Source organism: Streptomyces sp. Act143 (assembly GCF_003143935.1).
GTDB lineage: Bacteria > Actinomycetota > Actinomycetes > Streptomycetales > Streptomycetaceae > Streptomyces.
The window spans coordinates 461,001-473,516 of the sequence record NZ_QFRX01000001.1 but is presented as its reverse complement, the minus strand read 5'-3'; the positions used below and the strand labels follow the sequence as shown (position 1 = coordinate 473,516).

8 protein-coding genes are annotated in these 12,516 nt (G+C 70.9%); 7 read left to right on the top strand and 1 reads right to left on the bottom strand.

What is annotated here, in order from left to right; all coding sequences use genetic code 11:
* Nucleotides 1–101 precede the first annotated feature (101 nt).
* Nucleotides 102–4,097, bottom strand: coding sequence for a type VII secretion protein EccCa (gene eccCa / locus DI272_RS02090; RefSeq protein WP_109493416.1), 3,996 nt, complete (start codon nt 4,095–4,097; stop codon nt 102–104).
* Between the two features lie 216 nt (nt 4,098–4,313).
* Here eccCa and eccD point away from each other — a divergent pair, with 216 nt between their 5' ends.
* From eccD to DI272_RS02055, 7 genes are all read left to right on the top strand, one after another.
* On the top strand, nt 4,314–5,714 hold the full coding sequence (gene eccD, locus DI272_RS02085; protein WP_109493415.1) for a type VII secretion integral membrane protein EccD: 1,401 nt from the start codon (nt 4,314–4,316) through the stop codon (nt 5,712–5,714).
* A gap of 107 nt (nt 5,715–5,821) precedes the next feature.
* Nucleotides 5,822–7,348 (top strand): type VII secretion protein EccB, encoded by a 1,527-nt coding sequence (eccB, locus tag DI272_RS02080; RefSeq protein ID WP_109493414.1) that lies wholly within the window; start codon nt 5,822–5,824, stop codon nt 7,346–7,348.
* 126 nt (nt 7,349–7,474) lie between these two features.
* Complete coding sequence (locus DI272_RS02075; RefSeq protein ID WP_109493413.1) at nt 7,475–7,819, top strand: WXG100 family type VII secretion target; 345 nt, start codon at nt 7,475–7,477, stop codon at nt 7,817–7,819.
* 56 nt (nt 7,820–7,875) lie between these two features.
* On the top strand, nt 7,876–8,196 hold the full coding sequence (locus tag DI272_RS02070; RefSeq protein ID WP_109493412.1) for a WXG100 family type VII secretion target: 321 nt from the start codon (nt 7,876–7,878) through the stop codon (nt 8,194–8,196).
* Between the two features lie 73 nt (nt 8,197–8,269).
* A complete protein-coding gene (locus DI272_RS02065) occupies nt 8,270–8,764 on the top strand; it encodes a type VII secretion system-associated protein (protein ID WP_109493411.1) in 495 nt (164 codons plus the stop codon).
* Between the two features lie 61 nt (nt 8,765–8,825).
* Nucleotides 8,826–12,038: an AAWKG family protein gene (locus DI272_RS02060; protein WP_109493410.1), complete on the top strand. Its 3,213-nt coding sequence runs from the start codon at nt 8,826–8,828 to the stop codon at nt 12,036–12,038.
* Nucleotides 12,035–12,505, top strand: coding sequence for a YbaB/EbfC family nucleoid-associated protein (locus DI272_RS02055; protein WP_109493409.1), 471 nt, complete (start codon nt 12,035–12,037; stop codon nt 12,503–12,505). The genes DI272_RS02060 and DI272_RS02055 overlap by 4 nt, the downstream gene beginning before the upstream one ends.
* The last annotated feature ends 11 nt before the right edge of the window (nt 12,506–12,516 follow it).

The window sequence follows — 12,516 nt, the reverse complement described above, 5'->3', positions numbered from 1 at the left end:
ACCGTCGTGGCAGGACCTGGGACGGCGCCCGTCGCGGGACCGCGCGCAGTGCCCCGGACGTTCGCCGGTGTCCGGGGCCCCGGGGCGGGCCGTTCTCGGGGTCACGCATCCGCGCGGACCTCGTCCAGCAGTGCCGTCTGCAACTGGGTCGACTTGCGGCGGGTCACCCGGGTCGCGCGGCCCGGCGGGAGGTTGCGGCCCTTGAGGCTGCCGATGACGAACCCCTCCGACGGCGGGCAGGACAGCAGCAGGGTGGGGGAGTTGACCTCCTGAAGGCGGCGCAGCAGGGCTTCGTTCAGGCCGCGGCCCGCGCCCGCCGCGGACCGGGAGACGATCAGGTGCAGGCCGACCTCCCACCCCAGGGCGAGGTGGTTGAGCAGGGGGTCGAAGGGGGCGTTCATGGGTCCGGCGCCCAGCAGGTCGTAGTCGTCCACCAGGATGAACAGCCGCGGCCCCTTCCACCAGTCGCACGTGCGCATGCGGGACGGGGTGATCTCCGGGCCCGGCAGGCGGGTGGTGACCGCCCGGGCGGCGCCGGAGACCATGTCCTTGAGGGCGTCCATCGAGACGGCGTGGCCGAGGCGGTACTCGTCCGGGATCGCCTCGACCAGTTCGCGGCGGTAGTCGACGACGAGGATGCGGGCCTCGGCGGGGGTGTACCGGTCCATGACGGCCTTGGCCGCCAGCCGCAGCATGTTGGTCTTGCCGCTCTCGGTGTCCCCGACGACGATCATGTGCGGGGTCTCGGTGAAGTCGTGCCAGACGGGGGAGAGTTCCTCCTCCTCCAGACCGATCGGCATGCGGAAGCCGCCCTCGGGTCCGCTCGCCGGGGCGGGGGCGGGGAGTTCGGCGTAGGGGAGCTTGGCCGGCAGCATCCGGACCGGCGGGGCCGGCGGGCCCTGCCAGCTCTCCCGGACCGCGGCGACGAGGTCGGCGACGCCGTCGGTGAGATCGTCGGCCGACTCCGTGCCGTCGATGCGGGGGAGCGCGGTGAGGTAGTGCAGCTTGGTGTCCCGCGTCAGACCGCGTCCCGGCAGCCGGGGCACGGTCGCGGCGCGCCGCATGTCGATCTCCGAGTCCATGGGGTCGCCCATCCGCAGCTCCAGATGGGTGGCGGCCTGGTCGCGGATCGAGGAGGTGAGTTCCACCCAGCGGGCGGTGGTGACGATCAGGTGGATGCCGTAGTTGAGGCCGCGCGCGGCGATCGCGCCGAAGGTCTGGATGTGCCGGTCGAAGTCCTGGCGGACCGTGGACCAGCCGTCGATGACCAGGAACACGTCGCCGTGATGCTCGTCCGGGAACTCCCCGGCGTTGCGGCGGCGCCGGAAGGTCGCCATCGAATCGATGCCGTGGTCGAGGAAGAACCGTTCGCGGGCCGCGAGCAGGGAGGTGACCTCGGCGATCGTGCGGCTGACGCGCTCGGTCTCGAGGCGGGCCGCGACACCGCTCATGTGCGGTAGTCCGGCCAGCCCCGCCAGGGTGCCGCCGCCGAAGTCCAGGCAGTAGAACTGCACTTCGCGGGGGGTGTGGGTGAGGGCGAGCGCGGTCAGGACGGTGCGGACCATCGTGCTCTTGCCGCTCTGCGGACCGCCGGCGACGGCGATGTGCCCGCCCGCGCCCGACAGGTCGAGGGTCAGCAGGTCGCGAAGCTGGTCGAAGGGCCGGTCGACGATGCCGATGGGGATGGTGAGCCGGCCGCGTCCGGGCCAGTCGACCGCGGTGAGGCCCAGTTCGGGGTCGGGGGTGAGCGGGGGCAGCACCTGGTCGAGGGTGGTGGGCCGGTCCAGCGGCGGCAGCCACACCTGGTGGGCGGCGGGGCCGGCGTCGCGCAGCCGTGCCACGGCTGCGGACAGCAGCGTCTCGCCGTTCTCGTCGGGCTCGGGCTCCGGGTCGGGGTCCGGTGTGAGGGGCAGATGGCGCGGCATGACGTAGGTCGTCGTCCACGGCACGGTCTGGCTGGTGACCCGGGCCCGGTGGGCGACCCCGCGGCGTTCCTGGTAGGGACCCGAGACGTACGCGGCGCGGAAGCGGGTCAGGGCCTCCACACCGGACTTGAGGAAGCCGCTGCCCGGTGCCGGCGGCAACTGGTAGGCGTCCGGCACCCCCAGGACGCCGCGGCTCTCCATGGCGGAGAAGGTGCGCAGGCCGATGCGGTAGGACAGGTGGCTCTCCAACTGGTGCATACGGCCCTCGTCGAGACGCTGCGAGGCGAGCAGCAGATGGACGCCGAGCGACCGCCCGAGCCGTCCGATCATGACGAAGAGTTCCATGAACTCGCGGTGGGCGGCCAGCAGTTCGCTGAACTCGTCGACGACCACGAAGAGGCTGGGCAGCGGTTCCAGCGGGACGCCGGAAGCGCGGGCCTTCTCGTAGTCCAGTGCCGAGGTGTAGTTGCCTGCGGCGCGCAGCAGTTCCTGACGTCGCATCAGTTCACCGTGCAGGGCGTCCTGCATGCGGGAGACCAGGGCCGCCTCGCCCGCCAGGTTGGTGATCACGGCCGAGGTGTGCGGCAGTTCGTCCAGGCCGAGGAAGGTGGCGCCGCCCTTGAAGTCGACGAGGACGAAGTTGAGGGTCTCGGAGGAGTTGGTGAGGGCGAGGGCCAGGACGAGGGTGCGCAGCAGTTCGCTCTTGCCGGAGCCGGTGGCGCCGATGAGCATGCCGTGCGGGCCGGTGCCGCCCTGCGCGGACTCCTTGATGTCGAGTTCCACGGGCTGCCCGTCCGCGCCGACGGCGATGGGCACCCGCAGCCGCGCGGTGCCGGTGTGCTGCTGCCACAGGGCGGCCGGATCGTGCCGGTGCAGGTCGGGGATGCCCAGCAGGGTGGTCAGTTCGACGTTGCTGGACAGGGGCTGGGCCGCGTCGGGGCCGGTTCCCATGCCCATGCGGTACGGGGCGAGTCGCCGGGCCAGGGCGGTCGCGCCCGTCGTGCCGAAGGCGTCGGGGCGGCCGAGCACCGTGGTCTGTTCCCTGCGGTCCCGGTCGGTGCGCACCAGGGCGAAGGAGTCCTCGGTCACCTCGAAGCGCAGCGTGACCCGCCCGGGCCGCCAGCTCAGGGCGCCGGACAGGTCCAGCACGACGGTGTTGCGGTAGCCGGGGCCGTCGAGCCGGTGGCCGCTCGGGACGGTGCCGCCGTCGATCACGATGACGGTGAAAGGCTCCTCCCGGCCGGGGACGGCGTCCGGCTCGAAGGCGGGCCGCTCCTGGAACTCCGCGCCGAGGACGTCCTCCAGCTCTCCCACGGCGGAGACGGTCATGCGGACCGGGCCGGCGCCGTCGGTGTCGTGCGGATGCAACGCGTGCGGGAGCCACTTGGTCCACTCCCAGTCCGCACGCCGCTCGTCGGCGACGCAGAAGGCGAGCCACAGGTCGTCCGGCGAGTGAAAGGTGGCCAGTTGGGCGAGGAGGGCGCGGGTGACGGCCCGTACGGGTTCCTCGTCCCCGCGGAACAGTACCCGGGCCCAGGCGCGCAGGTAGACGGCGATCGGTTGGTCCGGCACGGTCGCGTAGGCGCGGATGAAGCTGCGCAGCGCGTGGGCGCTGAGCGGTTCCAGGTCCTCGACGGGGCTGGTGGCGACAGGTGTGAGTTTCAGGCCAAGTTTCTGCTCGCCCACCGCGACCCGGATCTCGCCGAAGTCCTCGTCACGCGGCCTGCGTTCCCACAGCCGGGTGGTGCCCACCATCGACGACAGGGCCGCGGGTTCCGGGTGGCGCCAGGACAGGGCGCGCTGCTGGTCGGCGACGGCGCCGCGCACTTTGCGCCGAATCTGGCCGAGATAGCGCAGGTAGTCACGCCGTTCGCCCTTGAGGCGCTGCTTGCGTTCACTGCTGCGGCGCATCGCCTGTCCGACGATCATCGCGGCGGCGGCCACCACCATCACGCCCAGGGCTAGGTAGATGAACCCGCCGCTGCCCCGGGTGACGCCGGGCCGCATGAACATGAACATCATGGAGACGGACATCAGGGCCATGGGGAGGTAGGTCCAGATGGCCGAGGAGTCCGGCACCACCTCGGGCAGGGGCGGTGGTTCCTGCAGGCTGAGTTCCCCGTCCGGCATCTCAGGGCCTCGCCGCCGGGCCGGGCGTCGGAACAGGACCACACTCAAGAGCCGTCTCCTTGTGGGGCAGGGGAGGAGGGTGGGGCAGGACGCAACCACCGGTCGGCTGATATTACGATCGTCGAGGAGGCGGTGAACTACCGTCCCACCTGGGCGAGTTGCATACGCCTCGCGCGTTAACACGATGTTCGGCGGTACGCCACCCGGTGTTTCCGCCCCCAGTCAGCACCAACTTCGAAAGAGGCGTGAGTCAGCCCCATGACTGACACTCAGGTGGCCGAGCTGTGCCGTCTGACGGTCCGGGCCCCGGCCCGGACCGTGGACCTCGCCGTGCCCGCCGACGTCCCCGTCGCCGACCTGCTGCCCGCGGTCCTCGGCTATGCGGGCGACGACCTCGAGGAAGCCGGACTCGACCACGGCGGCTGGGTCCTTCAGCGCCTGGGCGGCGAGCCGATGGACGAGGAACGCACCCTGGACTCCTACGCGTTGCGCGACGGCGAGACCCTCTTCCTCAGGCCGCGCACCGAGGCGCTGCCGGAGGTGCACCTCGACGACCTGGTCGACGGCATCGCCACGACCATGCGCCAACACCCCTACGGCTGGACCCCGCAGGCCGGTCGCCGGCTGCTGCTCGGGATCGCGGTGGCGGTGCTCGGCTGCGGGCTGCTGCTGATCGCGGTGCCCGGCGGCTCCGCCCTGTCCCGGGCCCTGTTCGCCTCGGTGGCCGGGCTGTTGCTGCTCGCCGGCGCGGGTGCCGCGAGCCGGGCGGTCGGGGACGCCGGCGCCGGAGCCGTGCTGGGCTTCATGGTCGCCCCGTACCTGGCGGTGGCGGGCTGGCTGCTGCCGGGCGGCGAACTGAGCGGCAGACACGCCTACGAGGCGCTCGGCGCACGGCTGTTGTCGGCCGGGGCGGCCGCCACAGGGGGCGCGGTCCTGGCGCTCGCGGTCGTGGCCGCGTTCGCCGCGCTGTTCCTCGGCCTCGCCGTGGTCGCGCTGTTCGGCGCGGTCGCCGCGGCCCTGATGCTGGCCGCCGATCTCCCGCCGGCGCACGTCGCGGGCATCCTCGCCGTCGTGGCGGTGGCGCTCGGCGCCTTCGTGCCCTCCCTGTCGTTCCGCATGTCCGGCATGCGGATGCCCCCGCTGCCCACCAACGCCCAGCAGTTGCAGGAGGGCATCGACCCGCATCCGGCGTCGGTGGTCGCCGACCGCGCCGTCCTCGCCGACGGCTGGATGACCTCGCTGTACGCGGCGGTCGGGGTGGTCGCCGCGGGCTGTGTCGCGGTGCTCGCCCGGGACGGCGGGCTCGCCGAGGCGATCACGACGGCGGTGCTGTCCCTGCTGCTGGTGCTGCACGCGCGCGGACTGGGCAACATCTGGCAGCGGCTGTCGCTGGTGGTCCCGGGCGTGGCCGGTCTACTCCTGCTGGTCCTCGCGGACGCTCCGGACCTGGCACCGGGACCCCGGCTGGGGGTGGCCGCCGGCCTGCTGGCGGTCACGGCGGCCCTGGCCATCGCGTCCTGGACCGTGCCCGGACGCCGCCTCGTGCCGTACTGGGGGCGGGCGGCGGAGCTGCTGCACTCCGCCCTGGCCATCAGTCTGCTGCCGCTCGCCCTGTGGGTGCTCGGCGTCTACGGGGCCCTGCGGTCCGTCAACGGCTGAGCACGCCTCCGAGGACCGACTCCCCGAAGACCGACTCGCCGACAGCCGAACCCTGGTGAACCGAGACGGCCGAACCCCGCTGAACCGAAAGGGCACCGAACGCCGCCATGCAGTCCCGACGTGATCAGGTCCAGGCGCACATGTTCGTCATGGGGCGGCTCACCTCCAGCATGTTGCGCGCTGATCCGGACGCGCCCGAGAGCCCCCAGGGCCGGACCAACCGTGGAGTGGTCATCGGCGTGGTGATCGCCGTGCTGATCTCCGCCGGGGCGTTCGTGCTCGGGCTGCTCAAGCCGGGCGCCAAGGACTCCTGGCAGGAGCCGGGCACGCTCGTGGTCAACAAGGCCACCGGATCGCGCTACCTCTACCTCGACGGCAGGCTGCGGCCGGTGCGCAACTACGCCTCGGCGCGGCTGCTGGCCGGGGCCGACATGACGGTGGCCACGGTCGGGGCGGGCTCCCTGAGCGGTGCCCCCCATGGGACGCCCGTCGGCATCACCGGCGCCCCCGACGCGCTCCCCGGCAGCGGCGAGCTGGACAACGGCCCCTGGCAGGTGTGTTCGGGCACCGCCACCGGTTCCACCGGCACCACGCTGGCCGTCGGCGCGCCGGCCGCCGCCGCGGGCCTGCCCACCACTCAGGCGCTGCTGGTGACCGGTCCCGACAAGGCCGACTACCTGGTGTGGCGGGGGAGCAAACTGCGGCTGGACAAGGTCACCAACGCCCGAGAGGCCCTGGGATACGGGGCCACTCCGCGCGTCGCGGTGTCGGCGGCCTTCTTGAACTCCGTGCCCTCCGGGCCCGACCTGACCCCGGCGGACGTCCCCGGCCTGGGCGCGAAGGGGCCGGTGCTCGGCGGCCGGAGCACCCGCATCGGCGAGGTGTTCCGCGTCACCGTGCCCGGCTCCGCGGAACGCTATTACCTGCTGCGCCGCGAGGGCTTGGTCCCCCTCACCGCCACCGGTGCGGCACTGCTGCTGGGCGCCCCGGACATCCGCGAGAAGGTCTACGAGGGGCGCGCGGCGCAGGTGGCGACGCTGGGCGCGGACGCACTGAGCGGCCGTCTGGCGCCCGGCGCCGACACCTCGGCACAGGACACCGACCGGCCCGCCGCACCACCGCAGGTGGTCGGCGTCGAGGAGGGCACGACCGCCTGCGTACGGGTGCAGCCGGGCCAGAAGGGCCCCCGCATCAGCGTCGCCGTGGTCGTGGCGGGTGACCTCGGCCCGGCGGCCCAGGCGCCGCCGGAGGGACTGACACCGGCCTGTGTGCCGGTCGACAGGATCACTGTGCCGCCGGGTGGCGGAGCTCTGGTGCGGGTGCTCGGCGCCGGCGGCAGCGAGGTCGGCGGCACCCTCTACCTGGTGACGGACACCGGGATGAAGTACCGCGTGGGCTCGGCGCAGGCGCTGGCGGCACTCGGTTACGGCGAGGGCAAGGCGCGCGGGCTTCCCGCACCGCTGCTGGCGATGCTGCCGACCGGGCCGGACCTGACCCCCGAGGCGGCGGCGCTGGGGACGAGCACCACGACGGCACCGCGCTGCGGAACCGGCGAAGCCGGGACCGGTACGGACGGCGCGGGCGACGCGAGAACGGACGGTGGACCGGGCGGGACGGAAGCGGACGGGGGATGAACTCTTGGCGTCATCCCGTCGTTCGGGTTGGCCAGGCGGCCCGGAGGTGGGGTAGACCAAAAATCCATCAACTCACCATCATCTAAGCTCACTTACTCACCCTGAGCCTCAGGAGGCGCGGCCCCCATGACAACGCCCACCGGCAAGCAGCAGTCAGAGGAACAAGCGACACGGAACGGCGTCACCGCGCTGGAGCAGGCGTTCGCCGGCGTGCAGCGCTGCCGCCAGGACGTCGACGCGATGAAGAACACCCTCTCCTCGGGATACGCCGGCAGCGACGGCGGTGCGTTCCAGCAGCTTCTGGAACGCTGGGACCAGCAGGCAGAGATCATTTCGGTCAACCTGAACAGCATGATCGACACCCTCAACGAGACGCTCCGCGCCAAGGGCCTGCAGCAGGGTTCGGCGGTCCAGTCGATCCAGGAGGCCTACGACCGCTCCGAAGCGATCTTCAACGAGCTGGCGGGCTGACACCCCTCGGATCACGCCCTCCCGCCCCACAAGCCCGCAAAGAGACGAGGACAGCCATGCCCGACTTCACCGACGGACTCATCTACGTCGACTACTCCCACATGGAGAACGCCGCCGACGACATGGTCCAGCAGACCAAGGCGATCGACAGCATCCTCACCAACCTGGAAGCGGAGCTCCAGGAACTGCGCAACACCTGGGAAGGCGAGGACCGCTCCGTCTACTCCGAGAAGCAGGCCGCCTGGGACAACGCTGTCGAGACGATGAAGCGGATCCTCGCCGAGAACTCGGCCCTGCTCACCGATGTCTCCGGGACCTACAAGTACAGCGAGAACTCGCTGACCCAGCTCTGGCAGAGCGTCCGCATCGGCGGCTGACCGCCCTCACCCCCCGAGGCCCGCATGACCCCGGGGCGGTAACCGACAGGCGCAGCATCCAAAGGAGTACGGCATGGCGGAGACCGCCCCCACGGTCAACCTCAACAAGGCCTGGCTGCAAGGCTTTCTCGACAACGACGTGATCCCGTTCGCGGACGAGCTCCGCAAGATGGGCCTGCCGGGGACCGCGCCGGGGGACAGCACCCTGGAGGTGCCGGCCCTGGTGGACCTGGAGGAAGGGGGAGGGACCCGGGCGGGCTTCCTGACCGGCCAGGACAAGAACCCCATCGCGATCGGGCTGATGGCCGGCGACAACAGCTGGACCAACGGCCAGTACGTGGTGAAGGCGTTGAACACCTTCATCGGTGAAATCACCGGAATCCTGAAACAACAGGGAGAGCTCTTCGAGGAGATCCAGGACAGCCTGGAGGACACCATCGAAAAGCTCTTCAAGACCCGGGACGAGAACCTCGACAAGATCAAGGGCGAGGACTTCATCGACTTCTTCGAGGACGTCGACAGCGTCCTGTCCGACGGGTCCGGGTCGGGAGACGACGAGGACGACTGACCCCTTCGTCCGCCCCGCCTGCTCGCCTCCCCGGCCCACCTGATGGAGAAGGTCCTTCGGCATGGCTCTTGACCCCACCAAGATCACCGGTGATCTCACCGCGACGAACGACCACTGGCACGAGGCCATCAAGCTGTTCACCGGATACGTGGCACCCGCGCGGGACACGCTGTTCGACACCCTGGTGGGCAACGAGGGCATCCCCCTGATGAAGGTGGAGATATCCGACGTCTCCCAAGTGGACTACGTCGACACCGAGGATCTGAACTGGCTCTACGAGAACGCCGGTTACCAGATCCAGAACACCGACTTCGTCATCCCGTTCTACTCGACCAGTGGTTCCGGCGGGGCCGGCTCGGACGTGTCGATGCACAAGGCGCGCATCACCCTGCTCGGGCAGAAGAGCGGGGACAGCCCTCCGACCGGCGGCTATGTCGAGGGCGGGACCTTCACCAGTCAGTACGACAACCATCTGGGCATGGGCAAGCCCACCTGGGACACCAGGCCGCTGGCGCAGTACAGCTACGGCACCGGGCTCGCCCTGGAGGCGCTGCTCAACAAGCCCGAGGGCACGCACGGATTCACCTGGAACGAGGTGTCCGTCGACGAAGCGGCATCCGTGACGCTCGCCAACTTCGACGTGGTCGCCGGGGCGTTCGACCGGGTCGCCAAGTTCTTCGTGGACCAGCAGAAGAAGATCGAGGAGTGGCAGACCCGGGTCGGTGTGGAGAAGAACGACGCCTGGCGCGGCACCGCCGCCGGTGTCTTCTGGGACCTCGTCAAGAAGCTCAACAAGCAGTACGGCGACTACGCCGACGACATGAGCCCGAACGGCAGCTACTTCTCCAAACAGGGCAACGAGGTCCGCGACGCCAAGAAGGCCCTGCGCGCTGCCGCCTGGGATCTGCACACCGCCTGGGCGACGTGGGAGTACCGGGACGGCAACCCCCTGGGCTGGTTGCACGCCCTGCTGTCCAGGGTGATGAAGCACGTGTGGGACCACAACATCACGAAGATCACCTACGAGATCGTCCCGAGCTACTCCGAAGCCCCGGCCTCGGTCAACTACGTCGCCGAAGCCGGCTTCGACAACACGGCCAAGGACCCCGGCGACGCGAAGACCCCGGCGCGCGAGTTCGGTGACCTGAAGGACCTCGGCACCTGGGCGCAGATCGGCAACCAGGCGATCCTGGACTGGCAGAAGTCCGTGGTCGACCAACTCGACAAGGCCGCCGTCGAGGCCCTCAAGGACGTGAAGGACGCCTGGAGCAAGAGCACCTTCGACCTCGGCGCCGTGAAGTCGCGGGGCGGCAGCTCGCTGGAGGAGGGCCTGGCCAAGGACGAGGCCGAACTCGCCCAGGAGAAGGCGGACAAGGCCGCGGCGGAAGCCGCAGCGCAGCAGGCCGCGTACATGCAGTGGATGAAGGACCAGGCGGCCAAGGCCGAGGCGGAGGCCGCCGCGGCGAAGGCCGAGCAGGAGGCCAAGGAGAAGGCCGCGGAGGAGAAGGCCGCCAAGGAGAAGGCCGAGCAGGAGGCCAAGGAAAAGGCAGCCGAGGAGAAGGCCGAGCAGAAAGAGCGCGAGGCCGAGGCCAAGGCCGCCGCGGCCAAGGCCGAACAGGAAGCCAAGGAGAAGGCGGCCGAGGAGAAGGCGGAACAGAAGGAGAAGGAGCAGGAGGCCAAACAGGCGGAGGCGGAGGCGAAGGCCGAGCAGAAGGAAGCCGAGGCCAAGGCCGAGCAGGAGGCCAAGGAGAAGGAGGCCGAGGCCAAGGCGGAGCAGAAGGAGAAGGAACAGGAGGCCAAGCAGGCCGAGGCGCAGGCGCGTCAGGAGCAGTTGCAGATCGCCCAGATGAACCAGGCCAAGGCCGAGCAGGAGCGTCAGCGCAAGGAGCAGGAGCAGAAGGAGGCCGAAGCCGAGGCGAAGGCCGAGCAGAAGGAGAAGGAGGCCGAAGCCAAGCAGGCCGAGCAGGAAGCCGAGCAGGAGGCCAAGGAGAGGGAGGCCGAGGCCAGGGCGGAGCAGAAGGAGAAGGAGCAGGAGGCCAAGCAGGCGGAGGCGGAGGCGAAGGCCGAGCAGAAGGAAGCCGAGGCCAAGGCCGAGCAGGAGGCCAAGGAGAAGGAACAGGAGGCCAAGCAGGCGGAGGCGGAGGCGAAGGCCGAACAGAAGCAGGCCGAGCAGGAGCAGAAGCAGGCCGAGGCCGAAGCCGAACAGCAGCGGCTCCAGCAGGAGGCGGCGCGGCGGGAGCAGGAGGCGCTCGCCCAGTACGACAGCGCCCGGCAGGAGATCCTCAACAACGGCGATCTGTCACAGCTGTCGCCCACCACCATCACGGGCCCGGTCAACGACGGCACCCTGGACCTGCCCGGCGGCGGCGAGACCCATATCGACTCCAACGGGCGCGTGGTCACCGAATACCCCGACGGCAGCTCCGCCACGATCGACCCGGTCACCCACAGCTCCACCGTCACCCGCGGCGACGGCACCACCTTCTCCGGCCCGCTCAACACCGGTGACCTGCTGAACAATCCGGACGGCAGCGTCACCCACCTGGACGCCAACGGCCATGTGATCACGGAGTACCCGGACGGCACCGTCCAGACGGTCGACCCGGACACCGGCTCCACCACCGTCACCCTGCCCGACGGCACGACCTCCTCCGGCTACCTCAACGGCGGCGACCTGCCCTCGTACGGCTCCTCGTCCTCCCCTTCGCCGTCGTACGACCACCCCTCCTACGAGGAGGAGCTGTACGACGACACCCCTTACCAATCCCCCCTCGACTACAGCGGGTCGGGCACGGCGGAGACGGCGTCGAGCAACCGCCGGCTGCTGAACACCGCCGCGTTCCCGGGTCTCGCCACGACCGGCGGCGGACTCGACGGCACCGCGGGTTCGACGGCGTCCACCGGCAGCGGAACGCCCATGGGAGGCATGCCGATGGGCGGCATGGGAGGCATGGGCGCGGGCGGCGGCGCGGGCAACAACGACGGCGAGCGGGTCCGCAACGTCATCGACAGCGACGTCATCAGCAACCGCCGCACCCGCACCGGGTCGGGTGGTGCACGTGCCCACGGCGGTTACGCGGACGACGAGGTGCGGGTGGCAGCGGCCGGCCCGACCGCCGGCGCGACCCCGTTCCTCCCGCCGGCCGGCGGCGGGGGAGTGCCGGGGCGGCCGGAGACACAGAGCGGAAACCGCGCCCGCGAGGCATGGGAGCCCGAGGACGAGGACGTCTGGGGCGCGGACGAGGGAGGCGCACCTGCCGTGATCGGTCGATGAGCGAGTCGATGCAGCAGAAACTGGCGCAGGCCATGGCCGAGTTGGAGGCGGTGCAGGAGGCCGTCGCCCGCGCCGAAAGCGAACTGAACCAGGCCTCGGCCACCGCCCGCTCCCGGGACCGCACGGTGGAGGCCACGGTCGGCGCGCAGGGCGAACTGACCGGCCTGAAGTTCCTGGACGGCAGATTCCGCAATCTGCCCGGCCCCCAACTGGCCGCCTCGGTGCTGGAGGCCGTGCAGGAGGCCCGCGCGCAGATGGCGCACCGTGTGATGGAGACGTTCGCCCCGCTCACCCGGCGCGAGGGCGGCGGCACCACCGGCATCAGCGGCATCGACATCGACTGGGACCGGCTCTTCGGCTCAGCGCTGGACGACGGCACGGCAGCCGGCCGCGGCCGGACGGCCAAGGACCGCCTGCGCGACGAGATCCACGAGGATCCCGACGACCATCAGAAGCCCCGAGGGTGAGGACGGTAGCC

Bases quoted from the DNA above. Each gene is read 5' to 3' on its own strand.
- DI272_RS02070 (WP_109493412.1), top strand. From the start codon at position 7,876: ATGCCCGACTTCACCGACGGACTCATCTACGTCGACTACTCCCACATG.
- DI272_RS02055 (WP_109493409.1), top strand. From the start codon at position 12,035: ATGAGCGAGTCGATGCAGCAGAAACTGGCGCAGGCCATGGCCGAGTTG.
- DI272_RS02060 (WP_109493410.1), top strand. From the start codon at position 8,826: ATGGCTCTTGACCCCACCAAGATCACCGGTGATCTCACCGCGACGAAC.
- eccD (WP_109493415.1), top strand. From the start codon at position 4,314: ATGACTGACACTCAGGTGGCCGAGCTGTGCCGTCTGACGGTCCGGGCC.
- eccB (WP_109493414.1), top strand. From the start codon at position 5,822: ATGCAGTCCCGACGTGATCAGGTCCAGGCGCACATGTTCGTCATGGGG.
- DI272_RS02075 (WP_109493413.1), top strand. From the start codon at position 7,475: ATGACAACGCCCACCGGCAAGCAGCAGTCAGAGGAACAAGCGACACGG.
- DI272_RS02065 (WP_109493411.1), top strand. From the start codon at position 8,270: ATGGCGGAGACCGCCCCCACGGTCAACCTCAACAAGGCCTGGCTGCAA.